The organism is Mesorhizobium sp. WSM4935 (assembly GCF_029625735.1).
Lineage (GTDB): Bacteria > Pseudomonadota > Alphaproteobacteria > Rhizobiales > Rhizobiaceae > Mesorhizobium.
The window spans coordinates 68,907-94,778 of the sequence record NZ_JARTVR010000004.1 but is presented as its reverse complement, the minus strand read 5'-3'; the positions used below and the strand labels follow the sequence as shown (position 1 = coordinate 94,778).

General features: G+C 64.3%; 21 protein-coding genes. 3 read left to right on the top strand and 18 right to left on the bottom strand.

What is annotated here, in order from left to right; all coding sequences use genetic code 11:
* Positions 1-5 precede the first annotated feature (5 nt).
* The 12 genes from P9273_RS12095 to P9273_RS12040 form a co-directional block, all read right to left on the bottom strand.
* Complete coding sequence (locus tag P9273_RS12095; RefSeq protein ID WP_278049119.1) at positions 6-851, bottom strand: EamA family transporter; 846 nt, start codon at positions 849-851, stop codon at positions 6-8.
* Between the two features lie 7 nt (positions 852-858).
* Complete coding sequence (locus tag P9273_RS12090) at positions 859-1,776, bottom strand: endonuclease/exonuclease/phosphatase family protein (protein ID WP_278049118.1); 918 nt, start codon at positions 1,774-1,776, stop codon at positions 859-861.
* 223 nt (positions 1,777-1,999) lie between these two features.
* On the bottom strand, positions 2,000-3,553 hold the full coding sequence (locus P9273_RS12085; RefSeq protein WP_040997258.1) for a cation:proton antiporter: 1,554 nt from the start codon (positions 3,551-3,553) through the stop codon (positions 2,000-2,002).
* Positions 3,554-3,723: 170 nt separating this feature from the next.
* Positions 3,724-4,788 (bottom strand): ABC transporter ATP-binding protein, encoded by a 1,065-nt coding sequence (locus tag P9273_RS12080; RefSeq protein WP_040997729.1) that lies wholly within the window; start codon positions 4,786-4,788, stop codon positions 3,724-3,726.
* 29 nt (positions 4,789-4,817) lie between these two features.
* The gene (locus tag P9273_RS12075; RefSeq protein ID WP_040997259.1) at positions 4,818-5,609 is read right to left on the bottom strand and encodes an ABC transporter permease; all 792 of its coding nucleotides are present in this window, start codon (positions 5,607-5,609) and stop codon (positions 4,818-4,820) included.
* Positions 5,606-6,514 (bottom strand): ABC transporter permease, encoded by a 909-nt coding sequence (locus P9273_RS12070; RefSeq protein WP_040997261.1) that lies wholly within the window; start codon positions 6,512-6,514, stop codon positions 5,606-5,608. Before P9273_RS12070 ends, P9273_RS12075 begins: the two co-directional genes overlap by 4 nt.
* A 60-nt stretch (positions 6,515-6,574) precedes the next feature.
* Entirely contained in the window at positions 6,575-7,681 is a 1,107-nt protein-coding gene (locus tag P9273_RS12065; protein ID WP_278049116.1) for an ABC transporter substrate-binding protein, read from the bottom strand.
* Positions 7,682-7,924: 243 nt separating this feature from the next.
* On the bottom strand, positions 7,925-9,097 hold the full coding sequence (locus tag P9273_RS12060) for an iron-containing alcohol dehydrogenase (RefSeq protein WP_278049115.1): 1,173 nt from the start codon (positions 9,095-9,097) through the stop codon (positions 7,925-7,927).
* Positions 9,098-9,114: 17 nt separating this feature from the next.
* Positions 9,115-10,503 (bottom strand): aldehyde dehydrogenase family protein, encoded by a 1,389-nt coding sequence (locus P9273_RS12055; RefSeq protein WP_278049114.1) that lies wholly within the window; start codon positions 10,501-10,503, stop codon positions 9,115-9,117.
* Between the two features lie 158 nt (positions 10,504-10,661).
* The gene (locus P9273_RS12050) at positions 10,662-12,032 is read right to left on the bottom strand and encodes a glutamine synthetase family protein (protein ID WP_278049113.1); all 1,371 of its coding nucleotides are present in this window, start codon (positions 12,030-12,032) and stop codon (positions 10,662-10,664) included.
* A gap of 82 nt (positions 12,033-12,114) precedes the next feature.
* Complete coding sequence (locus tag P9273_RS12045) at positions 12,115-13,671, bottom strand: amino acid permease (RefSeq protein WP_040997271.1); 1,557 nt, start codon at positions 13,669-13,671, stop codon at positions 12,115-12,117.
* A gap of 19 nt (positions 13,672-13,690) precedes the next feature.
* Positions 13,691-14,509, bottom strand: coding sequence for an N-formylglutamate amidohydrolase (locus tag P9273_RS12040; RefSeq protein WP_278049112.1), 819 nt, complete (start codon positions 14,507-14,509; stop codon positions 13,691-13,693).
* A gap of 142 nt (positions 14,510-14,651) precedes the next feature.
* On the opposite strand from P9273_RS12040, the gene P9273_RS12035 reads away from it, so the two are divergent.
* The 3 genes from P9273_RS12035 to P9273_RS12025 all read left to right on the top strand — a co-directional run bounded on the left by P9273_RS12035 (position 14,652) and on the right by P9273_RS12025 (position 19,969).
* Positions 14,652-15,476 carry a MurR/RpiR family transcriptional regulator gene (locus P9273_RS12035; RefSeq protein ID WP_278049111.1) on the top strand — a complete coding sequence of 275 codons (825 nt, stop codon included), beginning with the start codon at positions 14,652-14,654 and terminating at the stop codon, positions 15,474-15,476.
* A 213-nt stretch (positions 15,477-15,689) separates the two neighbouring features.
* Positions 15,690-16,841 (top strand): efflux RND transporter periplasmic adaptor subunit, encoded by a 1,152-nt coding sequence (locus P9273_RS12030; protein ID WP_278049110.1) that lies wholly within the window; start codon positions 15,690-15,692, stop codon positions 16,839-16,841.
* Positions 16,838-19,969 (top strand): efflux RND transporter permease subunit, encoded by a 3,132-nt coding sequence (locus P9273_RS12025; protein WP_278049109.1) that lies wholly within the window; start codon positions 16,838-16,840, stop codon positions 19,967-19,969. The genes P9273_RS12030 and P9273_RS12025 overlap by 4 nt, the downstream gene beginning before the upstream one ends.
* A 1-nt stretch (position 19,970) precedes the next feature.
* Here the strand turns inward: P9273_RS12025 and P9273_RS12020 are convergent, their stop codons facing one another.
* From P9273_RS12020 to P9273_RS11995, 6 genes are all read right to left on the bottom strand, one after another.
* Positions 19,971-20,378, bottom strand: coding sequence for a GtrA family protein (locus P9273_RS12020; RefSeq protein ID WP_278049108.1), 408 nt, complete (start codon positions 20,376-20,378; stop codon positions 19,971-19,973).
* Positions 20,375-21,196 carry a ChbG/HpnK family deacetylase gene (locus P9273_RS12015; RefSeq protein WP_278049107.1) on the bottom strand — a complete coding sequence of 274 codons (822 nt, stop codon included), beginning with the start codon at positions 21,194-21,196 and terminating at the stop codon, positions 20,375-20,377. Before P9273_RS12015 ends, P9273_RS12020 begins: the two co-directional genes overlap by 4 nt.
* Complete coding sequence (locus P9273_RS12010; protein WP_278049106.1) at positions 21,193-22,161, bottom strand: glycosyltransferase family 2 protein; 969 nt, start codon at positions 22,159-22,161, stop codon at positions 21,193-21,195. Before P9273_RS12010 ends, P9273_RS12015 begins: the two co-directional genes overlap by 4 nt.
* Positions 22,154-23,320: a glycosyltransferase 87 family protein gene (locus P9273_RS12005; protein ID WP_278049105.1), complete on the bottom strand. Its 1,167-nt coding sequence runs from the start codon at positions 23,318-23,320 to the stop codon at positions 22,154-22,156. The genes P9273_RS12010 and P9273_RS12005 overlap by 8 nt, the downstream gene beginning before the upstream one ends.
* Before the next feature lie 221 nt (positions 23,321-23,541).
* Positions 23,542-24,579 carry a zinc-binding dehydrogenase gene (locus tag P9273_RS12000; protein WP_278049104.1) on the bottom strand — a complete coding sequence of 346 codons (1,038 nt, stop codon included), beginning with the start codon at positions 24,577-24,579 and terminating at the stop codon, positions 23,542-23,544.
* 3 nt (positions 24,580-24,582) lie between these two features.
* Complete coding sequence (locus P9273_RS11995; RefSeq protein WP_278049103.1) at positions 24,583-25,824, bottom strand: acyl-CoA dehydrogenase family protein; 1,242 nt, start codon at positions 25,822-25,824, stop codon at positions 24,583-24,585.
* Between the last annotated feature and the right edge of the window lie 48 nt (positions 25,825-25,872).

The window sequence follows — 25,872 nt, the reverse complement described above, 5'->3', positions numbered from 1 at the left end:
CGCTTTCAACCCATCCTGAGCGCCGCGACGCCGGCAACGATGCCGAGCGCCGCGGCCGCGCGCCAGACGGTCATCTTTTCGCCGAGCGCCAGCACCGAGATCAGCATGGCGAACAGGATCGAGGTTTCGCGCAGCGACGCGACCGAGGCGATCGGCGCCTTGGTCATCGCCCACATCACGATCCAGTACGCGGCACCGCTGAGCGCACCGGTGAAGAGCCCTGCCTTCCAGTCGCGCGCGAGCACCGCCAGCGACCGCGGTCCGCGGAAGGCGACGCACAACGCCAGCGCCGACAGCGCATCGCAGACGAACACCCAGGCCGCATAGCTTTGCGCGGTGGCTGCAAGCCGCGCGCCGGTGCCGTCGGAGAGCGTGTAGCTGGCGATGAAGATCGACGTGCCGAGCGCGAAGCCGACGGCGCGCAGATTGAGCCTTTCCAGATGCGCACCGCCGCGAAACGACATCACCAGCGTGCCGATCGACAACATCACAATGCCGGCGATGGCAAGCGGCGCAGGAACCTCTCCAAGCAGGAAGATGCCGCCGAGCGCGGAAAGCAGGGGCGCCGCGCCGCGTGCCAGAGGATAGGTCTGGGCGAAGTCGCCCGCCTGGTAAGCGCCGACCAGGAAGGTCCGGTAACCCATGTGGAAGATCACCGAGGCGATGATGTAGGGCCAAACTTCCGGTTTCGGCACCTCGACGAAAGCCAGCGCCGGCAGCGCCGCCAGTCCCGTGCCGAGCGTCATCAGCGTGATCGACAGGAAGCGGTCGAGATGCACCTTGACCAGCGCGTTCCAGATCGCGTGCATGGCCGCCGCCGAAAGGACCGCCAGGAAGACGAACAGCGTCATGCCCGCCTCACCTGCCCGCCGGACCTGAGGCGATGTCCGGCGTTTCCAGATCGATATCGATCCTGAGCGGAAAATGGTCGGAAGCCACCTCGCCGATATCGGCGCTGACCGAACGCACGCGCCCGGCCAGCATGCCGCCGATGAAGCAATGGTCGAGCCGGCGTTTTGCCAGCCTGCCGTCGATGATCTTTTCGTGCGTATGAAAGTCCGGCCCGGACTCGCTGGCGACGGAAGCGGCATCGACGAACCCGTCGATATAGGTGGCGCCCCGATGATAAGGCGTATTGCCGACGATGCGCCGGTATTCGGCGCTGCCCGGCTCCATGTTGAAATCGCCAAGCCAGATCGCCGCCAACGGGTTTTCCGGTTCCGTCTGGCCGTTCGACCAGTTGCGCTGCGGCTCGTCGTCGACGCCGCTCCAGGGCCCGCCGTCGGCCGGGGCGCGGCGATGCTCGGCAAGCAGATAATCGATCTGGTCCAGCCGCTCTTCGGCCGCGATATGCGCCAGATGCAGGGAAAGCACCCGTACCGGTCCCGCAGGCGTGCGGATCATGCATTCCAGCGCCGCGTTGCGGGTGTTGAGAGGTCTCAGCGTCCGCCGCAGCGGCAGCGTGTGGAGCCGCGACCAGACGATCGGCAGCTTCGACAGCACCATCGTGCCGAACTGCCGCCTGCGGTTGACGATGCGGCCGTCGCGCTTTTCGCTGGCATCCATGTCGAAGGCGGGACCATAGGCCCAGTAATAGTCGGGCAGCAGCCCGGACAGGATCGCGGGCTGGTCGTCCTCATTGGTGCGCCGCCAATGCCGCTCGACCTCCTGCAGCGCGATGATGTCGGCGCCGTCCACCAGCCTGGCGCAGCGGCTGAGATCGTAGCGTCCGTCGCTGCCGTAGCCGTACTGGATGTTGTAGCTGATCAGCTTCATTGATTAACCGGCTCAGTTCCAACGATCGCAGTAGCGCAATTCCAGGAAAAATGTGAGCGTTTAAGTTCGCGTCTTCGCCGTAACCTTCCGCCCGGAATTGCGTCAGAAACAAAGAGATAGAGCGGTTCTTCGCTTCGATGAATCGCTCTATCGCGCCGCCTTTGGCGTTTCAATGTGGCGCGCGAGGCAGGCGAAATGGTCCAGCCGACAGCGGCGAACCGGCCTAATAGGTCGTCAGCGGCTGGAACCTTCCGGCAGGCGACGCCGCCAGTTCCGACCAGTCGATCTCCTCTTCCAGCCTGTGATAGGCCTCGTCGCCGATCGTGCCGTTGCTGCGCAGTTCCTCCAGCGTGTCGCGCTGCCGCTTGATGGCGTAAAGACGCAACCGGTCGTATTCCGTCGCGGCTTGCGCGTCATCGGGATTTTCAGCGATCCGGCGTTGCGCCTCGTATTGCTCGCGCACGACGGCGGCAGCGGACGAGGTCTTGCGGCTAAGCACATCGAGCGCGGCCTGCATGATCGCCACCCGCGCCTCCGCCACCTCGCGGTCGATCGAGGTATCCCGCTCGAAGTTGAGCCGGCGCAGCAGCGGTTTCAGACTCATGCCCTGCAGCACAAGCGTTCCGAGGACGACGGCGAAGGCCGCCAGCACGATCGGGTCGCGGCCGGGAAAGTCGGCGGGCAAGGCGATCGCCACCACCAGCGTCACCAGCCCGCGCATGCCGCACCAGCCCACGAGCACGGCGCCGCGAAATGTCGGCGCATCCCGCTTCTGCCTTTCGTCGTCGAAACGCGTAAACTGCCTTATCACCGCAACGTATCCCATCACCCAGACGAGACGCGCCACGATAACGACGGCCAGCACCGTTGCGGCAAAGAGGAAAGCCTCGCCTTGCCCGTCGCCGGAGAGCCGGCCGACGATCGACCGCGCCTGGAGGCCCATCAGAACGAAAGCCAGCACATTGAGCACGAACACCGCCGATTCCCAGACCGAATAGGTGCTGACGCGGCGCCTCGCCGACATGTGGCGCGGCGCGGTGCGCGCGATGGTGATGGCATAGACGACGATGGTGATGATGGCGGAAAGGCCGAGCCTGTCGGCAATGATCCAGACGGCGAAGGTTCCGGCGAACTGCACCACGGTGCTGCTTGCCGCATCCTCGATGCGCGTCAGCGTGAGCAGCGACACCCGGCCGAACAGGTAACCGGCGACGACGCTGCCGACCGTCGCAAGCAGGATGACGGGCACTGCGTCCTTCAACATGAGCGAGCCGATGGCCGCCGAAACCGCGATCCGGTAGATCAGCAGCGCCGTGGCGTCGTTGAGCAGGCTCTCCCCCTGCAGGATCGCGGTGAGGCGGTGCGGCACTCTGAATTGGCTGAGCACGGCGCTTGCCGCCACCGCGTCCGGCGGCGCGACGATGGCACCCAGCGCGATCGCCGCCGCGATCGGCAGCCCGGCCATTTTCCAGCCGACGAAAGCCACAACCAAAGTGGTGAAGACGACGGCGCCGAGCGCCAAAAGCACCAGCGACAGCCGATAGCGCTTCAGGTCGCGCAGCGAGGTGTCATAAGCGGCATCGAGAAGCACCGGCGCGATGAACAGCGCAAGCGCCAGTTCCGGATCGATCTCGATCACCGGCGCGCCCGGCACGAAGGCGATCCCGACCCCCGCAAGCGCCAACAACGACGGATAGGGAATTTCCAGCCGCCGCGACAGCGCCGTCAGCGCGACGGCGATCAGAAGCAGGATGAGGGTGAGCTCGAAGAGGGCCATGGCTCATCGTAACGATGGAACCAGGCGTTTGGCACTGGAAAAAGTAATGGTGAATGGTGAATGGTGAATGGTGAATGGTGAATGGTGAATGGTCGCATCAGAAGAATCCGGGCACGTAAAGTGCTCTTCGTCGATGCCTTTCCATTCATTATTCGCTATTCACCGTATCCCTAATGCAAGACCAGCATATCGCCCGACGAGAACGAGATATCCGCCTTGTCGCCGACCACCGGCGGCGGCGTCGTCGAATTATTGAAAGTATCGAGCGACACAGTGTTGCCGCCGATGCCGACGCGCACGCGGATAACCGAGCCCAGGAAATGCACTTCAGCGATCTCCCCCGACAGGCTGGTGTCGTGGCCGGGCTGACGCGCCAGCGAGATCGCCTCCGGACGCAGCGCCAGCGACAGCGTATCGCCGGACTTGGAGCCGTTGAGCTTGCCCTTGAGCGAGACTTCCTGCGCGTTGACCTGAACCTTGCCGGTGGAGGCGTCGGTGACCTTGCCTTCCAGCACGTTGAGCGTGCCGACAAAATTGGCGACGAATTTGGTGGCCGGGCGGTTGTAGATTTCGAACGGCGTGCCGACCTGCTCGGCCTTGCCGCCATACATCACCGCGATGCGGTCGGAGATCGACAGCGCTTCTTCCTGGTCGTGCGTGACGAAGATGGTGGTGATGCCGAGCTTCTTCTGGATCGAACGGATTTCCTCGCGCAGCGACACGCGCACCTTGGCGTCGAGCGCCGACAGGGGCTCGTCAAGCAGAAGCAGCTTCGGCTTCGGCGCGATGGCGCGCGCGAGCGCGATGCGCTGCTGCTGGCCGCCGGAAAGCTGGTAGGGATAGCGGTCGGCCATCTGCGGCAGCTTGATCATGTCGAGCATCTCGGCGACGCGCCTGTCCGTGTCCGGCTTCGGCATGCCGGCCACCTTGAGACCGAAGGCGATGTTCTGGGCCACCGTCAGGTTCGGGAACAGCGCATAGGCCTGGAACACCATGCCGACATTGCGCTGGTTGGGCTTTAGCCGGGTGATGTCCTTGCCGCCGACCACGATCTTGCCGGCCGAAGGCTCCTCGAAACCGGCGACCATGCGCAGCACCGTCGTCTTGCCGCAGCCGGACGGGCCGAGGAAGGAGACGAACTCGCCAGGCTCAACGTCGAGGCTGAAATCCTGCACCACGGTGTTGGCGCCGTAGGACTTTCGCACATGCTGGATGGAGAGGAATGGCTCGGCCATGGGTTTTTCTTTCGATCGATATTTTTCGCTCAATTCGGGCGGCTCGCCGATTTCGGCGCGAAGCGGGACAGGACCTGGATCAGCGACATGCAGCCCCAGGTAATGGCGAAGGCGATGATGGCAAGTGCCGCGGGCTCGTAAGCGCGGTTGGCGCCCATATTCTGCAGATACGGACCGAAGGCCGGCCGGTTGAGCAGGCTGGCTACGGTGAACTCGCCGATGACGATGGCGAAGGTCAGGAAGGCGCCGGACAGCACGGCGATCAGCACGTTGGGCAGGATCACGCGTCCGATGATCGTCGTCCAGCCTGCGCCGAGGATCTGCGCCGCTTCGGTAAGCGTCCTGACATCGATGGTGCGGAGCCCGGTATCGACGGCGCGGTACATGTAAGGCAGCGCCAGCGTCGCATAGCCGATGACGAGCAACGCATTGGTGCCGAATCCGCTGGCGAGGAACGGCAGCGGCGAGCTCGAGCCGTACATGCGGATATAGCCGAACACGATGACGATCGCGGGGATGACCAGCGGCAAGAGCGTGACGAACTCGACGACCGGCCTGAGCTGGGGTAGGCGAAGCCGTATCCAGTAGGCGGTGGGCACCACCAGAAGCACGCCCAAGATGATGGTGAAGATCGCGGCCACCACCGAGAAGGTGAAGGATTCCTGGAAGCGCGCATCGCCAAGCACGACCCGGTACGCCTCGAAGGAATATTCGCCGCGCTTCATGCGCATCGAGAATTCCAGCGTCGCGATCAGCGGAATGAAGAAATAGGCAGCGCCCAGGATGAACGTGACCCAGGCCCAGAACTTACCCGACTTCATTTGAGCCACCTCTCCGAACGGGTCCGGAACCAGATGTAGAAGACATTGGCGAGGCCGGTGATGAAGATCATGCCGAAGGCGATCGCATAGCCGAGATTTGCGTTGTGCAGCACGTCGCCGCGGATCTGCGCATAGAGCACAATCGGCACGATGTTGAGCGAAGAGCCGGTCAGCGCATAGGCGGTGGCGATTGCGCCGAAGGCATTGGCGAAAAGCAGGATGAAGGTGCCGAGGAAACTCGGCCACAGGACAGGGATGACGACCATGCGCCAGTACTGCCACTGGGTAGCGCCGAGCGTGGCGGCGGCCTCGCCCCACTCCTTTTTCAGACCGTCGATCGCCGGCACGATGATGACGACCATCAACGGGATCTGGAAATAGAGATAGGTCAGCGTCAGCCCCCAGAAGGAAAGCACGTTGAAGCCGTGCTGATAGAGGTCGAAGCCGATCGAGCGCAAAAGCACGGTGAGCAGCCCGAGGCGGCCGAGCGTCGCCAGGAAGGCGAAGGCCAGCGGCACGCCGGCAAATTGCGATGCCACGCCCGAGAAGGTGAGCGCTGCCGAACGCGTCCAGTTGGGCAGGCCGCCGCGCACGATGGCGACCGCGATGGCGAGGCCGATGAAGGCGCCAAGCAGCGACGAGGCGATGGAAACCTTGATGGAAATCCAGTAGGCGGCGACGATGGTCGGCTGCGCGAGATCGGCGATGTTCTGCAGCGTGAAGGCGCCATCGGCGTTCTGGAACGCGCCGATGATGAGATAGAGTGTCGGCAGGATCAGGAACATCAGCGCGAAGATGATGAAAGGCGCGGCGCCCAGCCATTGCGTGGGCAGACGCATCGCGCGCGCCCCGGGCGGAATGGTCTTATCGGCGGCGGACGGTCCTGAAAGGCTGATATCGGTCATGCCTGACTGCCTTCAATAACGGAATCCGGGCGGCGCAAGGCCGCCCGGACGAGCGTCGACTTACTTGACGTTGGCGCCGACGACGGAGTCCCAGCCCTTGGTGATCTCTTCCTTGGCAGCGCCCTGCTCGTCGAGCGACGGGAACACGGCCTTGGCATAGGCGTCGGCCGGCGGCAGCTTGTCGAGCAGCTCCTGCGGGATCTTGCCGTTCTTGGCGAGATCGTTGAAGCGGATCGGGTGGCAGTAACCCTTCAGCCAGCCCAGCTGGCCTTCGTCGGAATAGAGGTATTCCATCCACAGCTTGGCGGCGTTCGGGTGCGGCGCGTAGGCGCTGATCGCCTGCACGTAGACGCCCGCCACGACGCCGGTCTTCGGGATGACGATGTCGGTCGGCGGGTTTCCGTTCAGCGTATCGCGACCCGACAGGTTGTTGTAGTCCCAGTTGATCAGGATCGGGGTCTGGCCCTGCGCCAGCGTCGCCGGCTTGCCGATGACCGGAACGAAGTTGCCGGCGGCGTTGAGCTTCTTGAAGAACTCGAGGCCGGCTTCGCCGGCGGCCTTGCCGGCAGCCGCGCCGGTTGACAGACCGGAAGCATGGACGGCCTGGATCGCCTGGTTCGACGCGCGCGGATCACCGGCGAGCGCAACCGAGTTGGCGTATTCCGGCTTCAGGAGGTCGGCCCAGTCGGCCGGGGCGTTCTTGACCAAATCCTTGTTCACCATGAACGACAGAACGCCGTAGTAGTCGCCATACCAGGCGCCGTCGGCATCCTTGGCGCTCTCCGGGATCGAATCCCAGGTCGAGACCTTGTAAGGCATCAACAGGCCGTCTTTCTTGGCCGAGGGGCCGAAAGCCAGGCCGACGTCGATGACGTCGGGCGCCTGCGGTCCCTTGTTGTCCTTGTTGGCCTTGATCGCCTCGACCTCGTCGCCCGAACCGGCGTCGGGATTGAGTTCGTTGATGGTGATTCCTGGATACTTAGCCTTGAAAGCGTCGATCACTGCCCCGTAGCCGCACCAGTCATGCGGAAGCGCAATGACAGTGAGCTGGCCTTCCGCCTTCGCGGCCTTGACGAGATCGTCCAGCGAATCCGCGGACGAAATCATCGTCGACGCAAAGAGCGCCGCGGCCGAGAGGGAAAGCACTTTCCCCGTGAACTTGAACATGTGTTCTCTCCGTTGAACTGGCGCTTGAGCGCCTGCGATGCGGGTATCGTTTTCGTGTGACAGCCAGATGAAGGCTTTTTGAAACCGGAGCCCCGCGGCACAAAAAGTTAACTCTTTTTAACGGACTGTAGCAATTAGCCCGCACTTAATTTTCCGGCTAATGGTTAGCTGCCTTGATTTTTGCCCCGCTCCTCCTCCAGCTGGTCGCCCCTTCTTCAACTCTTCGGCATTGAAAGCCGGCTTTCAGACAGATCCGGCGATTGCGTTTTCGAGCAGCGTCAGAGCCCCTTTTTTGGTGAGCTTGACCGGGTTGCCGCCGGCGGTCGGGTCGACCACCGCCATGTCGGCGATCAGCGCCTTGCGCTTCTTGTCCATGTCGAGCCCTTTGATCAGCCCGGGCAGCGCGTGCGGCACCTTGAGCTCCTTGCGCAGCTTGATGACTGCCTTGGCGAAGCCATCGAAGCTGCCCTTGATGCCGCAATAGGCGGCGAGCCGCGCAATGCGGTCCTCGATCGCCTCGCGGTTGAAGGCGAGCACATAGGGCATGAACACTGCATTGGTCATGCCGTGATGGGTGTCGTAGAGCGCACCGATCGGATGCGACAGCGAGTGGATGGCGCCCAGCCCCTTCTGGAAGGCGGCGGCGCCCATCGCGGCCGCGCTCATCATATTCGCGCGGGCGACCAGGTCCTTGCCGTTGGCGAAGGCCTTGGGCAGGTTCTCGAACACCAGCCGGATGCCTTCCACGGCAATGCCGTCGGCCATCGGGTGATAGCCAGGCGCGCAGTAGGCTTCGAGGCAATGGGCAAGCGCGTCCATGCCGGTGCCGGCGGTGATGAAGGGCGGCATGCCGACCGACAGCTCCGGATCAGCGATGACGATCGCCGGCAGCAGCTTCGGATGGAAGATGACCTTCTTGGTGTGGGTCTCCTCATTGGTGATGACGCCGGCGCGGCCGACCTCGGAGCCGGTTCCCGCCGTCGTCGGCACCGCGATGATCGGCGCGATCGCCTCGGAATTAGCCCTAGTCCACCAGTCGCCGATGTCTTCGAAATCCCATACCGGGCGCGTCTGGCCGGCCTGGAAGGCGATCAGCTTGCCGAGGTCGAGCGCCGAACCGCCGCCGAAGGCGATGACGCCGTCATGCTTGCCCTTCTTGAAAACCGCGATGCCGGCCGTGAGGTTGGACTCGACCGGGTTCGGCTTCACCTCCGAAAATACGCCATAGGGGACGTTGGCGTCGTCGAGAATCTTCAGCGTCGAAGCGACGACCGGCAGTTTCGCCAGGCCTGGATCGGTGACGAAAAGCGGTCGCTTGATCCCGGCCGCCGCCAGCGCATCCGGTAATTCCTTGATACGGCCGGCGCCGAAACGGACGGTGGTGGGGTAGTTCCATTTGGAGATGAGCTTGGACATTGTTCGTCTTTCGAAGGTCAGATCGCTTCACGCAGGTGATAAGATTTCGGTCGGGTCAGATTGTCGTAGCCGATGGCGGACAGGGCGGCGCCCTTGCCGGTGTCCTTGACGCCGGTCCAGACCAGCGCCGGATCGAGATAGTCGCAACGGTTCATGAACACGGTGCCGGTTTCGACGCGATCGCCGATGGCCACCGCGCGCTCGGTGTCGCGCGTCCAGATCGAGGCTGTCAGCCCATAGGGGCTGTCGTTCATCAGCGCGATCGCCTCCTCGTCGTTGCGCACCTTCATGATGCCGACGATCGGCCCGAAGCTTTCCTCGCGCATGACGCTCATCTGGTGGTCGACCTCGGTCAGCACCTCCGGCGCCAGATAGGGAGAGCCCGGCTTGTCGTTCTCGACCTTCATGTTGATATGCGCCTTGGCGCCCTTGCGCAGCGCCTCGGCCCTCTGCTCGCGGATCAGGTCGGCGAAGCGCGCTTGCGCCATCGGTCCCAAGGTCGTCGCCTGCTCCAGCGGATTGCCGACGACATAGTTCTTCGTCTCCGCGATGAAGCCCTCGACGAATTCGTCATAGACCTTCTCATGCACATAGACGCGCTCGATGCCGCAGCAGCACTGGCCCGAATTGTAGAATGCGCCGTCGACGAGGTTGGCGACGGCATGGTCAAGCTTGGCGTCGGGAAGCACATAGGCAGGATCTTTGCCGCCGAGCTCGAGGCCGAGCGTCATGAAGGTGCCGGCCGCGGCCTTCTCGATGGCGCGGCCGCCGCCGACCGAGCCGGTGAAATTGACATGGTCGATCTTGCCCGAGCCGAGCAGCTTCTCCGTCTGGGCGTGGTTCATGACCAGGTTCTGGAACAGGCCCTTGGGCAGGCCGGCCTTGTCGAAGGCTTGCTGGAAGCGTTCGCCGACCAGCAGCGTCTGCGCGGCATGCTTGAGGATGACGGCGCTGCCCGCCATCAACGCCGGCACGATGGTGTTGACCGCCGTGAGATAGGGATAATTCCACGGCGCGATCACAAGCACGACGCCGAGCGGCACCTTCTTCACATAGCGGCGGAAACCGTCCTTCGGGTTGGAAGCAAGCACCGGCTTCAGCGCGGCTTCGGCGATCTCCACCATGTAGTTGGTGCGTTCCTTGACGCCGCCGAACTCGCCGCCATAGCGCACCGGCCGCCCCATTTGCCAGGCGATCTCGGGCACGATCTCGTCGCTCATGGCGACCAGCGCCTCGAGCATCGCCAGCATGTATTTGCCGCGCTCGACGACCGGCGTCTCGGCCCATTTCTCCTGCGCCGCCCTGGCGCGCTCGACCGCCGCATTGATCGCCTGGTCGCTCGCGACCGGCCGCTCGGCATAGATCGAGCCGTCGATGGGGGATTTTAGTTTGACCGTCTCGGTCATTTCTTCCTCGCAGTTCTACAACAATCGAAAATCATCTGGAGCTTCATCCTCGTCCGGCTGCACCTTCTCCCGACTGATGGCAGGAGAAGCAACAAAGTGCGGCCCCGGCCCCCTTCCAGAAGAGAAAAAGGCAAGCGCGGACACCCTTGGCTGGCGAGCTAGTACCGTTCAAACCCCCGGTGCAGTTCCCAATCCGTGATGCGGCGGTCGTATTCGAACTGCTCCCAGCGGGCGGTGTGGACGTAGTGCTCGATCACCTCCTCGCCAAAGGCCTGCCTTAGCATCGTGGAGCCTTCGAGCGTCTCGGTGGCATCGCGCAGCGTCTTCGGGATTTCCGGCAGCTGCGACGCCTGATAGGCGTCGCCGACAAACGGCTTCTCCAGCTCCAGCTTCTCGTCGATGCCGGCGAGACCGGCCGCGATCAGCGCGGCGAAGGCGAGATAGGGGTTGAGATCGGCGCCGCCGATGCGGCATTCCATGCGGATGCCCTTGGTGCCCTCGCCGCACAGCCGGAATCCCGCCGTGCGGTTGTCCTCGCTCCACATGATCTTGGTCGGCGCGAAGGTGCCGGCCTGGAAGCGCTTGTAGGAATTGATATAGGGCGCCAGGAACCAGGTGAATTCCTTGGCGTATTTGAGCTGGCCGGCTGCCCATTGCTGGCCGAGGCTCGACAGCGTCCATTCGGCGTTTTTGTCGAAGAACAGCGGCGTTCCGCCGTCGGCGCTCCACAGCGAATTGTGGATATGGCTGGAATTACCCGCGAGCCCATAATTGTATTTGGCCATGAAGGAGATGGCCTTGCCTTCGGAATCTGCGATCTCCTTGGCGCCGTTCTTCAGGATGACGTGGCGGTCGGCCATGTCGAGCGCCTCGGCATAGCGCACATTGATCTCTTCCTGGCCGGGGCCCCACTCACCCTTGGAGTTCTCGATCGGGATGCCGGCAGCCTCCATCTCGTTGCGAAGCCGGCGCATGACGCCTTCTTCCTTGCTGGTGATGCCGATCTGATAGTCGCCGATATAGGGCGATGCGCTGTCGAGCCCCTGCCAGTGCTTCTTGCGGGCGGACTCGTAGGTTTCGCTGAACAGATAGAATTCGAGCTCGGAAGCGAAATAGCCGATATAGCCGCGCTCCTGCAGACGCTTGACCTGCTTCTTCAGGATCGCGCGCGGTGAGTGACCGAGATCCTCATGCGTGTGATGGTCGAGCACGTCGCAGATGACCAGCGCCGTCTTCTCCAGCCACGGAATGCGCCGCAGCGTCGACAGGTCCGGCTTCATGACGAAATCGCCATAGCCCTTCGACCAGCTTGCCGCCTTGTAGCCCGGCACCGGCTCCATATCGATGTCGCAGGCCAGGAGATAGTTGCATCCATGCGTCTCGCCATGCGCGGAATCGACGAAATACTGGGCTAGGAAGCGCTTTCCCGCGAGCCGGCCCTGCATGTCGACGATGCAGGCCAGCACCGTGTCGATCTCGCCGTTCGAGACGGCTTGCTTCAACTGATCGAAGGAGAAATTCCCGGCCATTCCTTTGGCGCTCCAGCTTGTCGATTGAAAGGAAACGAAACCATGGCCGGCACGACGCCGGCCATGGCCATGATAATCGATGTCAGTGGCCGGTTTCGCCCACCGCCTGTTCGGCCGCCTTGATCGCCGCCTGGCGCGCCGCGATGATGTCGCCGAGCGGCGGCCCCTGGAAGCGGTTGCGCTCGAAGGCGAACCAGACGATCGCCGTCAGGATGAAGAAGCCGACGGTGATGTAGAGCGCCCAGTCGTTCGGCGGCTGGATGCCGATGACGAAGATCAGGATCATCGACACGATCGACAGGAAGGCGAACAGCATGAAGACAGCACGTCCCATGTTCCACGGACCCATCTTGTCCCACTTCGGCGTTCCCCAGGCCACCATGCCGAGCACTATCGGCACGGTGAAGGAGAGGAACAGGAAGATGACCGTGCAGGACACCACGATCGTATAGGCCGATGTGCCGGCGACCGAGACCACCGACGAACCCCACACGAACAGCACCGACAGGATCGAGGCCGTCCAGATCGCCGCCACCGGCGTGCGATAGGTCGGGCTCACCTTGGCGAGCGCCGCCGAGCCCGGCAGGCCGCCATCGCGCGAGAAGGCGAAGATCATGCGCGAGGCCGAGGTGACGGTGGCAAGACCGCACAACAGCTGCGCGACGAAGACGACGAGATAGACGAACTCCTTGAGACCCGACGGAACACGCTGGTCGAAGGCCCAGAAGAACACGTTCCAGCCCTGCTTGGCCGCATCGTCCATGTTCGGGATCATCAGCACGAAGGCGGCCAGGAACAGGTAGCCGAACAGCGCCGACCAGATGACCGACATCACCATCGCGCGCGGCACGGAAGACGCCGCCTTGATGGTCTCCTCGGAGGTGTGCGCCGAGGCATCATAGCCGGTGATCGTGTAGATCGGCAGCAGCAGGCCGAGCGCGAAGACCCACGCATTCGACACTTGCGGCCACACGCCGCCGCCGGCGTCGCCGGAGTAGTTGTGGAAGGTGAAGAGGCGGCTGAAATCCCAGGTTTGAGCAAACAGCAGGCAAACCACCGCGATCAGGATCGAGCCGAAGAAGATGAGATAGCCCGAAAAGTCGGTGAGTTTCGCCGTCAGCTTGATGCCGAGATGGTTGATCAGTGCCTGGGCGCCGGTGATGATGACCAGGAAGATCATCTGGTTGGTCAGCGTGCCCTCGATGCCGAGCGCCGGACCGAAGGCACCGATGAAGAAGGTCCAGGTGCCGACATTGATGGCGCCGAGCACGGTGATCAGGCCGAGCAGGTTGAGCCAGGCCGTCACCCAGCCGGTGCCGCGGTTGCCGAGGATCGAGCCCCAGTGGTAGAGGCCGCCGGCTGTCGGATAGGCCGAGCTGATCTGCGACATGGCGACCGCGAAGGTCAGCGACACGAAGCAGCCGATGAGCCAGCCGATGCCGATGCCGATACCGCCGGCGCCCGACGTCGCCTGCGCCAGCGAATTGATGCCGCCGGACAAGATGCAGATGATGGAGAACGAAACCGCGAAATTCGAAAAGCGGCTGAGGCGCCGCTCCAGTTCTTGGGCATAGCCCATGCTGTGGAGGTGTTTTACGTCCTCCGCCTTGTCGGCGTCTGTATAACCCGGTGCTGCCATGTGAAGTCCCCTTAATTTCTTAGCTGGCCGATTGTACTGACTTTCCCATTGCGCTTTGTCGGGAGCCCCTGGCCTCCTCGGGCTCCAGATTCGAAAATATGCCTGTGAGCAGATCCGCCCATTTCCGCTGCCCGGCCTCGCCGGCGATTTCGTCGTTGCGGATTTCGATCATCGCGCAGGCAAGGCCGCGCGAGCGCGCGTGCCGTTCCAGCGTGAAATAGACGCGGTCGGCCGGCGAATAAGGTTCGTTGACGCCGACGGTGACGCCGGCAAGCCGCTGCAGCGCCGATATCAGCGGCGCCGCCAGGCGGCGGTCGTCATCATGGATGATGCCAATGTGCCATGGCCGGCTCTTGCCCTTAAAGACGGGCGTGAAGGAATGCACCGACACCAGACGCGTCTCCTGGCCACGCGCCAGCCGCCGCTCGACGATCTGAGCGATCGTGTCGTGAAAGGGGCGCCAGGCAAGGTCGATGCGGGCGGCGCGCTGCTTGTCGGACAGGCCCGAATTTCCCGGAATGGCCGTCGTCTCGCTGACCGGCGGAACGAGGTCGGGGGCGTCGAGCGGCCGGTTGCAATCGATGACGAGCCGCGACACGCGGGTCTCGATCAAGGTCGCGTCGAGCGCCTCGGCCATGCGGCCGGCGACGGGGAGCGCACCCGGGTCCCAGGCGATATGGCGCGAAAGCGCGTCGGCCGGCAGGCCAAGCGTTCCGAATTCGGTGGGGAGGAAATTGGAAGCGTGATCGCAGGTGAAGACGAAGGGGCTGGATCCGTCGGGATTGGTCACCCTTACGGTCTCAGACGGTGCAAGGCTAGCAGGCCGAGCTTTCTCCATATCGTCCCCTGCGGAACGCTGTATCTTATGTTACGTATTTTGTCTCATTGCGTCCCTGTGAATGATTTCATACAGTTTGGCAGGCTTTGTCAAACGCGAATTCGGGAAAACGGCGGCGGCGGGTCATTGGGCGGGGGAAAACATGATTTCCAGCATTGCCGAACTGATCTCGGACCGCATCGGCGCAATGCCGGCCGGCGAGCGCCGCGCCGCCCAGACGCTGATTGCCAACTATCCCTTGACCGGGCTGAAGACGGTCGCTGAATTCTCGGCCGCGGCTGGCGTGTCCTCGCCGACGATCCTGCGCTTCGTCGCCAGGCTCGGCTTCCAGAACTACCCCGAATTCCAGTCGGCGCTACAGGATGAGTTGGCGGCGCAGCTGCAGTCGCCGGCTTCGCGCACGCTCGATCCAGGCTCGGCCGGCGGCGCCGTCTCGCCGATGCTCGAGGCGACGCTCGACAATATGCGCGAGACATTCCGCCACCTTACCGACAAACAGCTCGCGGACATCGCCACGCGGCTTGCGGAAAGGCGCGGCAAGACCTTCCTCATTGGCGGCCGTTTCACCGATCCGCTGGCGCGCTACATGGCCGCCCATCTCGCCATCATCCAGCCGGATGTCTATCATCTCGCTGGCCAGGAGAGCATCTGGCGCGACCGCCTGATCGACATGGGCAAGCGCGACGTCCTGGTGATCTTCGATATCCGCCGCTACCAGGAGAGCCTGGTGCGCTTTGCCGAGAAGGCACACCAGCGCGGCGTGCAGATCATTCTCTTCACCGACCAGTGGCTGTCGCCGATCGCCCGTTTCGCCCGTCATGTGATCGCCGGGCGCACCGCCGTGCCTTCGGCCTGGGATTCGTCGGCTGCTCTGTTCGTGGTCGCCGAAACGCTAATTGGCGCCGTGACCAGGCAGCTGGAAGCAGCCGGCGCCAAGCGCATGCGCGACCTGGAGAGCTTGCGCTAGCCAGGCGGAGCGGTTGTCGTCGGCAAAAAACGCAAGGGTCCGAACCGCGTCCGGACTTCACGTTACCGAGATTTAATGTGCACGTTTGCGTGATAATTGCCATAAACCGCTGATATCGGGGTGTGGCGTGGCCGGTTTTCGCCCCCAGCCCGTGTCGTTGATGTGCCTGCTTCCGTTGGAATCCGGCAGACGAGTCCTGCCGCTGGAGTGCCGATGTCGAGCTGGAAACAGATTGTTGCAGCGCTCGTGATTCTGGTTGCCGCCGTGGCCGCCTGGGCACGCTTTTATCCCGGCGCGCCACAGATACTGGCGCGTTGGGGACTGGACTGGGCCATCGCCGCGACGCCTCCCGCTACGGAGAGCGCCGCCGCCGGCCAGCCCGGACGCGGCCGCGCCGGCCAAATCGTCACCATCGTCGCTTCGCCGGCCGGCACCGCCACCATCAATGACAGGCTGCAGGCGATCGGCACCGGCCGCGCCAACGCAACCGTCACCGTCACTCCATATTCATCCGGCCGCCTTACCGAGCTGCTGGTCCAGTCGGGCACGCATGTCGAAAAGGGCGACGTGATCGCCAAGCTCGATTCCGACGTGGAAGCGATCGCGCGCGACCGCGCGCAGGTGGCGGTCGAGGATGCGCAGTCCAAGCTCGACCGGGTGAAGTCGCTCCGGGCTTCCAATGCGGCCACGCCCGTGGCCGTCGCCGATGCCCAGGTGACGCTCGCCAATGCCAGGCTGGCGCTGCGCGACGCCGAGCTCGCGCTCGAGCGCCGCTCGATCGTGGCGCCGATCGGAGGCACGGTCGGCATCCTGCCGATCGCCGCCGGCAATTACGTCACCAACCAGTCGGCGATCGCCACGCTCGATGATCGCTCCAGCATCCTGGTCGATTTCTGGGTGCCGGAACGTTTCGCCGCCGCCGTCAAGGTCGGCGCCCAACTGTCGGCCACGCCTTTGGCCAACCCCAACCAGGTCTATACCGGCACTGTCTCGGCCATCGACAACCACATCGACGAGAACAGCCGCACGCTGCTGGTCAAGGCAACGATCGCCAACCCCGCCGATTCGCTGCGCGCCGGCATGTCCTTCCAGATCGCCATGCGCTTCCCCGGCGACACCTATCCTGCGGTCAGCCCGTTGGCCATCCAGTGGGGCACTGACGGCGCCTATATCTGGGCCGTCGAACACGGCAAGGCCAAGCGCGTTCCGGTGCGCATCATCCAGCGCAACACCGAGACGGTGCTGATCGATGCTCCCGTGTTGAGCGGCGACATGGTGGTGACCGAAGGCACGCAGAGCGTCAGCGAGGGCGGCGACGTCCGCATCGCCGGCGAGGATCTCGCCACCGAGGCCGAAGGCTCATGAGCGCCGCCGGTGACCCGGCCGCGGGATCGGGCCTGACCGCGCTCTTCATCCGCCGGCCGGTCATGGCCTTCGTGCTGAACACGCTGATCGCGGTTGCGGGCCTTGCCGCCTTCTGGGGCGTCGAGGTCCGCGAGTTGCCGGATGTCGACCGTCCCGTCATCACCGTCAACACCACCTTCGAGGGCGCGGCCGCCGAAACCGTCGACCGCGAGCTGACCGACACGATCGAGGGCGCGGTCGCGCGCGTCTCGGGCGTCAAGTCGATGTCGTCGACCTCGTCCTTCGGGCAGAGCCGAGTCACCATCGAGTTCAACGACGGCGTCGACCTCAATGTCGCGGCCTCCGACGTGCGCGACGCCGTCAGCCGGATCACCAACCAGTTGCCCGACACCGCCGACGCGCCGCGCATCGTCAAGGCCGACGCCAATTCCGACCCGGTCATGCGGTTGGCGGTCACCTCCGACACCATGTCGGTTCAGGACATGACGGTGCTGGTGCAGGACCGCATCGAGGACGAGCTCGCCGCCGTGCCCGGCGTCGCCGACGTCCAGGTCTATGGCGACCGCGACAAGATATTCCGCATCGACGTCGACCAGAACAAGCTCGCGAGCCACGGCTTCACCGTGGCGGATCTGCGCAAGGCGCTCGCCTCGGTCGCCTTCGATTCGCCGGCCGGCTCGATCACCACGACCAACCAGGACCTGATCGTGCGCACGACCGCGGACGTGACCACGCCGGAGGAGTTCGAGAACATCGTCATCGGCGGCGCGACGCGCATCCGCGATGTCGCCACCGTGACGCTCGGTCCCGACATCGGCCAGACCTCGCTGCGCTCCGACGGCAAGACCGGCATCGGCCTCGGTATCATCCGCCAGGCGGAATCGAACACGCTCGATATCTCGACCGGCGTCAGGGCCGCGGTCGAGAAGCTCCAGCAGAACCTCCCGCAAGGCGTGGCGATCAAGGTCACCAGCGACGACGCCGTCTTCGTCAACGGCGCCGTGCACGAGGTCGAGATCGCGCTGGCGCTGTCGGTCTCCATCGTGCTGATCGTCATCTATGCCTTCCTGCTCGACTGGCGGGCGACGCTGATCCCCGGCCTGTCGATGCCCGTCGCCATGATCGGCACCATCGCGGCGATCTATCTCGCCGGTTTTTCCGTCAATATCCTGACGCTCCTGGCGCTGGTGCTCGCGACCGGCCTCGTCGTCGACGACGCCATCGTCGTGCTGGAAAACATCGTGCGTCGCCGCAACGAAGGCATGGGCCCCCGCGCCGCCGCGGTGCTGGGCACCCAGGAAGTTTTCTTCGCCGTCGTCGCCACCACGCTGACGCTTGTCGCCGTCTTCGTGCCGATCTCCTTCCTGCCCGGACAGACCGGCGGCCTGTTCCGCGAATTCGGTTTTGTGCTGGCGATGTCGGTGCTGCTCTCCTGCGTGGTCGCGCTGACGCTTTGCCCTATGCTCGCCTCGCGCATGCTGACCAGCGCATCGCTTCACCATGAAGGCGGCAGCGGCGTCGGCGCTCGCATCGGCGGTGCATTGCACCGGCTCTACAAGCGTTGTCTGCGTCTTTGCCTCGACGCGCCATGGATCGTGGTGCTGGTAGCGCTGATCTTCGCCGGCACCGCCTTCACGCTGTTCGGGACCATCCGCCAGGAGCTGACGCCGACGGAGGACCGCGCCGTGGTGCTGTTGCGCATCAACGCGCCGCAAGGCGTCAGCCTCGACTACACGACCGAGCAGATGCGCAAGATCGAGCGGCTGATCCAGCCGCTGCGCGATTCCGGCGAGATCCGCTCGACCTTCGAGAACGCCGGCAACAACGGTTCCTACAATTCGGGCTTCATGGTGATGACGCTGGCGCCCTGGGACGAGCGCAGCCGCAGCCAGCAGGAGATCATGGCCGACATCAGCCGCCTGACCAGGCAGGTGCCGAGCGTGCGTGTCTTCCCGGTGCAGCCGAACAGCCTTGGCATCCGCGGCGCCGGCAACGGCCTGCAATTCGCGCTGGTCGGTAACGACCGCAAGGCGTTGAGCGAAGCGGCGGTGAAGATCGTCGACGAGATGCGCCAGGATCCGCGCTTCCAGACGCCGCGGCTTTCCGTCGACCCCACCCAGCCGCAGCTTGCCGTGGCCATCGACCGCGAACGCGCCTCCGATCTCGGCATCGACATCACCGGGCTCGCCGACACGCTGCAGGCCATGCTCGACGGCAACGATGTCGTCGATGTCTACATCGCCGACCGCAGCCATGGCGTGAAGCTGGTCTCGACCACCAATCCGATCAACGATCCGACCGATCTGGAAAACATCTTCCTGAAGACTTCCGATGGCCGCTTCGTGCCGATGTCGACCATCGCCACATTGACCGAGCGCGCCGTGCCGCCGTCGTTGACGCGCGAACAGCAGCAGCCCTCGGTCGCGATCACCGCCAATCTCGGCAGCGGCTTTGCGCTCGGCGAAGCGCTGACCCGCGCCGAGGAAATCGCGACCCCTCTGCTGCCGCCCGGCGCGCGCATCCTGCCGCTCGCCGAGGCCGCCACACTCGGCGCGAGCAACAACGCCATGGTCGCCGTCTTCAGCTTCGCGCTGGTCATCATCCTGCTGGTGTTGGCGGCGCAGTTCGAAAGCTTCGTCAGCGCTGTCATCATCATGGCGACGGTGCCGCTCGGGCTCGCCTGCGCCATCTTCGCGCTGCTCTTGTCGGGCACCAGCCTCAATGCCTACAGCCAGATCGGCCTGGTGCTGCTGGTCGGCGTCATGGCCAAGAACGGCATCCTCATCGTTGAGTTCGCCAATCAGTTGCGCGACCGTGGAGCAAGCGTGCGGGAGGCGATCGAAGAGGCGGCCACCATTCGGCTCCGCCCGGTGATGATGACCATGATCTGTACCGTGCTCGGCGGCGTGCCGCTGGTGCTGGCCGCCGGCGCCGGCGCGGAAGCCCGCGTGGCGCTGGGCTGGGTCATCGTCGGCGGCCTTGGATTGGCCACGGTCTCGACCTTGTTCCTGACCCCGGTCGCTTATCTCTTGCTTGGCCGCTTCGTCACGCCGAAGGCGCATGAGGAAGCCCGGTTGAAACGCGAGCTCGAGGAAGCGGCCTATGTCGACCTGGAGCCCGCCGAGTAGGCTATTTCACGAGCCGGCCCTCGATCGACCAGCGCGCCGCCAGGAAGTTCAGCACGGCCGCCACCACAACGCCGATGATCTTTGCCGGCCAGACCCCGACGGCCCCTGCCAGGGCCGCGATCGAGAGGCTCGAAACGCCAAGCGAAATCAGCGCGCCCAGCGAGACGAAGCGCAGGAAGGAATGGTGCACCAGGATGTCGGGGTCCCGCTCGAATGACCAGAAGCGGTTCGCCAAGAAGGAGAAGAGCACGGCTACGAACCAGGCGCCGACATTGGCGGCCAAAGCCGGCGCCGCGCGCTTGAGCAGCAGGAAGAATGCGCTGAGGTCGATGCCGGTGTTGACCAGCCCGACCAGGGCGAAACGGACGATCTTGCTGCCGGTTGAACGTTGCGGCTGGCCGGCTGTCATGCTTTGCCGTCCATGATGCGCACTCCCGCCTTGTCGAGGCTGGCGCCGAAATCCTCAGAACTCAGAACCGTGAATTCGACCTCACGCGCGCCCTGCATCGGGTCCCGTGCCCGCAAAATGTCATCGACACGGCCCGGATGACACATGAACAAACCTCGTTCGGACAAGGTGTCGACCGCGGCGCCCAGCGTCGAGACGAACTTCTCCGGCTGCCGCCAGTCATAGATGCCGGAAAGTGGCGTCATGACGCTGAAGCCAGCCCGTTGCATCGCTCCGTTGAAGCCGGTGGCCAGAGCGGCGATCGCCGCGATCTTGGCCGCCGCCGCATCCAGGCCGGGAAGCCCAGGCGCGCCGCGCAGCGTCGGCTTTTGCGCATTTGCCCCAAACCGCGCGAGCAACCAGTTCCGTACCGCGGGAAGAAAGTGCACATGCTGGTGCCCGTCGATGTGGTCGGGCGGGCCGGCCAGCGCTTCGGTGAAGCGGTCGTACTGAGCGTCGAGCTCGGCATGAATGTCCCGCTCGTCGATACGCCCGCGCCGCACCGGCAGCGCAAGGGAGGCGAGCCCGGGCAACTTGCCTTCCGGCGCCAGGCTGGACGAACCGGTCACGGCGATCTGGTCGGTAAGGGTCAGGTGTAGCCCAACGGCCGCCCGTCGACGGAACGGCCTGATGCGCGCCGCCGCTTCTTCCCATTCGGGAAAGCCGGTCATGCAACTGGTGCCGGTCAGGCGGCCGTGCTCGATGAGGTCGAGGATCGCGCTCGATACCCCCGGCGCCAGCCCATAATCGTCGGCGATCAGGCGGATCGACTTGGTCATCTGTCGGCAGCGACCTGCTCGGCGGCACTGCCATGCAAGACGTCGCGCACGATGTAGACGGGCCGGTCCTTGCTTTCGCTGAGCGTGACCCAGACATACTCGCCGATCAGGCCGAGCAGCGCCAGGTTGAGGCCGCCCAAAAGCACGATGGCGACCATGATGCTGGGGTAGCCAGGCACGGCGATGCCGTAGAACAGCACCTCGAACAGCACCTTCACGCCATAGGCGAGGCCGGCGAATGCCGCCAGCAATCCGATGAGGCTGATGACGCGCAGCGGGACCACGGAAAACGAGGTGAACGCTTCAAGCGAAAACGCGATCAGGTTGAACCTGGTCCATTTCGACGTGCCGCCGGCGCGGTTTTCCGGCGAGTAAAGCACCGCCTTCTGGCTGAACCCGGCCCAGGCGAACAGGCCCTTGTTGAAACGCCGCTTGTCGCGCACGCTGGTCAAGGCGCGCGCCACGGCGCCGCGCATCACGCGGAAGTCTCCGGCATTCTCGGGAATATCGAAACGCTGGCTGCTGTTGATCAGCTTATAGAACAGCCGCGCCAGCTGGCTGCGCCGCCAGCTCCCCTCGCGGCGGTCGTTCTGCGCGTAGACGACGTCGATCTGCGGATTCTCGACCAGCTCGCCGATCATCTTCAGGCTGATGTCCATGGAATGCTGGAGATCGGAATCCATGATCAGGACCATGTCGCCGCGGGAATGATCGAGGCCGGCGAGCACAGCCGCTTCCTTGCCGAAATTGCGGCTCAGCCGCACGATCTCCCAGGAGCCGGAGAGCGCGGCCGCGAACGTCTCGGCGCTGCCGTCGCGACTGCCGTCGTCGACGAGTATCTTGCGTACCGTAATGCCGAAGCGCTCCGCCACGGCCGCTTCCAGCCTGTCGAGCAGCCCGACAAACGCAATGGCGGATTCGGCCTCGTTGAAGAACGGCGCGATGATGTCGAGGGTCTCAGCCATGCACGACGGCTCCGGCGGCCGGCATATTCTGCCTGCCCCGCGTCCAGAGCCAGCCGATGAGCACGCAGGCGATGATGCCGATGCTGATTGGCCGGAACCACGGGTGGAAAAGATCGTGCAGCCGGCCATCGATGCTGGTCAGCCCGGTAACGAAGAGGAGCACCGCCAGCGACCAGAGCACGGCCCCGGCTCCCTTCTCCCGCCAAAGCAGGGCGATGGAGAGACCGGCAGGCACCGCCACCATGGCATAGGTGTTCTGCTCGACCCGTGGATTGAAGACGCACATGTAGAATGCGGCGGCCAGGAAGATGGCGAGTCCGCCAATGTTGGCGTCCAGCCTGCGATCGAACTGGAGCACCAGCCAAAGTGTAAGCAAACCCGCGACGACGCGCACGATCGTCGCGTCAAACTCGGAAATCGGGACGCCAAATCGCGTGAAAGGCGCTGTGAAGTCGGCCGGGACGAAGGGGCCGGTTGGGTCGACCGTCATCGAGGTCAGCAGCCGGAAGAAATCGTGGTACTGGGCGTTGATATAGCTCGTGGACGCAAAGCCGTAGGGAATGGCGAGCACGACAAGGACCGCCAGCGCCAGCACGGGTATCAGCCTGGGACGCAGCGCTCCCGCCAGCAGCAGCATGATGATCGCAGTCGGCTTGGCGATGATCGCTAGCATGGCCCAGAAAAAGCTTTCGGCCCGGCGCCCCTCGAGTGTCGACAGCGTGAGAGACCAGCACGCTCCGGTAAGCAGGATCGTCGCCTGGCCGTTGCGAAGCGCCGCCAGCGACACCGGCAAGGCGAGGAAGAGACCGAAGGACAGCGGCCATGTCTGCTCCTCGCCGCCAAGCTTGCGCACCTGGCGCATCGCGGCAAAGGTCAGGACGCCGAAGCCCAGCATGTGCCACAAGATATCCCCCAGATGCGGCCCGAGCTTCAACAGCGGAACGTAGAGAACGGCGAAGGCGGGAGCGTACAGATATCCCATGGCGACTTCGACCTGATACAGCGGCTGGCCGCTCAGAAACGCTTCACTGCCATGTCTGTAGATGTGGACCACCGAATGCGCATCGGGTGACCACAGCGCCAGGCCAAGCACGATCAGAAACGACCCGACCCATAGCCAAAACCCCAAACGGTCGAAAACCGGCTTGGTTACCATCATAGCGCACCCCGCGTTCCGGCCGGGGCGGCATTCCCATCGCCGCGAGGCCTTCAGCGCCGGCGGGATATCACAAGAAATGAAATAGAACATCCGAGCGTGACTGTTACCGGCGCGACGGAAAGGACGTTGGAAACGCGACATTTTTCCGCCGCCCTATCATGGATCACGACTTTGTGTTCGAAGGCATTGGGCCCGACCCGTTGCGATCGACGCCCAGCCGCTTACGGTTTGATCAACACTTTTCCGTTGGGCTTGGCGAGCTCGGCCGGCAGCCGCGCCATCGCCTCGTCCATCGGCACGACCGCCGTGACGTCGGTCGACCAGCGTCCGTCGGAAAAGCGCTTCTGCACTTCCAGCACCGCCGGGCCCAGCCTGTCGCGGAACTGCCGCATCCATTCGGCCAGCCAGAAGCCCTCGACGCGCTTGTGCTGGAAGATCAGTTGGCCGGGCTCGCGGATCACCGTCGGATCGGCGTCGAGCCGGCCGTAGACGATCCAGCGCGCGCGTTTCGGCATAGCGTTGAAGATGGCGGAAGCCAGCGGGCCGGTGACGGCATCGAGGAAGATGCGCGGCTGCTCGGTTTTCATCGCCTCGCGCAACGCCGCCTCGAAATCCGCCGCCTTCTCGTTGAGCACATGGGCGGCGCCGAGCTCCTTCAAAAGCGTGATCTGCTCGTCGCGGCGCACCGTGACGATCGGCCGGAAACCTTCCTCCTTCGCCAGCCCGATGATCAGCTTGCAGAGCTGGCTGGCGCCGGCCGTCAGGATGAAGGCCTTTTCGCCCTCTTCCCTGACGATGTCGAACATGGCCAGGGCCGTCAGCGGATTGACGATCATCGCCGCGCCGTCCTCGTCGCGCACCGTATCGATGAGCGGGATGCAGGACGCTGCCTGGGCGACGGCATAATCCGCCCAGGCGCCCCAGTTCGACACGCCGGTGGCGAAGGCGACGCGCTTGCCCGCAAGGCTTTTTGCGTACGGGTCGTCGCCCGTGGCCACGACGATGCCGACGCCCTCGAAACCGGCCGGCCGGCCCTTGACCCGCGGCTGGCCGTACTGGCCCTTGATGAAGGCGATGTCGGCCGGGTTGATCGAGGCGAGGCTGACCTTGATCAGCGCCTGTGTCGGCCCCGGCGCCGGCACGGCTATGATGCCGGGCTGGAGGTAAGGCTCCATCGCTTCGAGCGCGGCCGCCGAAGGCGCCCTGGTGTAACCGTCGCCGACAAGCAGCAGGCCCCGCATTTGCGATGGAAGCGTCATGCGTCAGACCTTTTCCTGCGTGTACTTCTTCAGTTCCATGCGCGCCACCTGGCGCCGGTGCACGGCATCCGGCCCGTCGGCCAGCCGCAATGTCCTCAAGTGTGTCCAGGAACGGGCGAGCGGCGTGTCCTGGCTGATGCCTTGCGCGCCGAACATCTGCACCGCCTCGTCGGTGACCTTGAGCGCGACGCGGGGCGCCACCACTTTGATCTGGCTGATCCAGGGCGCGGCCGCGCGAGGGTCTCCCTGATCGATCATCCACGCAGCCTTGAGGCAGAGCAGCCGCGCCATCTCGATCTCCATGCGGCATTCGGCGATGATGTCGAAATTGGCGCCGAGCTTTGCCAGCGACTGGCCGAAGGCCTCGCGCCGCACCGAGCGCTGGCACAGCATCTCCAGCGCCATCTCGGCCTGGCCGATGGCGCGCATGCAGTGATGAATGCGGCCAGGCCCGAGCCGCCCTTGCGCGATCTCGAATCCCCTGCCCTCGCCGAGGATCAAATTCGCCACCGGCACCCGGACATTGTCGAATCTCAGATGCATATGCCCGTGCGGCGCGTCGTCGTCGCCATAGACCTGCATGGGCCGCAATTTGGTGATGCCCTTGCTGTCGGAGGGCACCAGGATCATCGAATGCCGGCGATGCTGCGGCTCCTCGTTCGATCCGGTCCTGACCATGACGATATAAATGGCGCAGCGTGGATCGCCCGCTCCGGAGGCCCACCATTTCTCGCCGTTCAGCATGTAGTCGTCGCCCCGCCGCTCGCAGCGCATCGAAATGTTGGTGGCATCCGAGGACGCCACGTCCGGCTCTGTCATCAGATAGGCCGAACGGATTTTCCCCTCGAGCAGCGGCTCCAGCCAGTCGCGCTTGTGCGCTTCCGATCCATAACGCTCCAGCACTTCCATGTTGCCGGTGTCGGGCGCCGAGCAGTTGAAGGTTTCGGCGCCGAGATGCGCCTTGCCCATCTCCTCAGCCAGATAGGCGTATTCGACGGTGGAAAGGCCGTAGCCGCGCTCGGAACCGGTGAGCCAGAAGTTCCACAGGCCGCGCTCGCGCGCCGTCTTCTTCAAGCCCTCCAGAATTTCCGTCTGCCTGGCCGTATAGGCCCAGCGGTCGCCCTCCTTGCCGACTTCGGCGAGGAACTCTTCGCCGAGCGGCGCGATCTCGTCACGCACCATCGCCGCCACGCGCTGGTGGATCGGCTTCAGCCGATCGGTCATGCCGAGATTCATGTCCGCCATCGCTTCCGCCTTTCCGAAGATAAATCTTTACCCGTGGCAAGGATGACC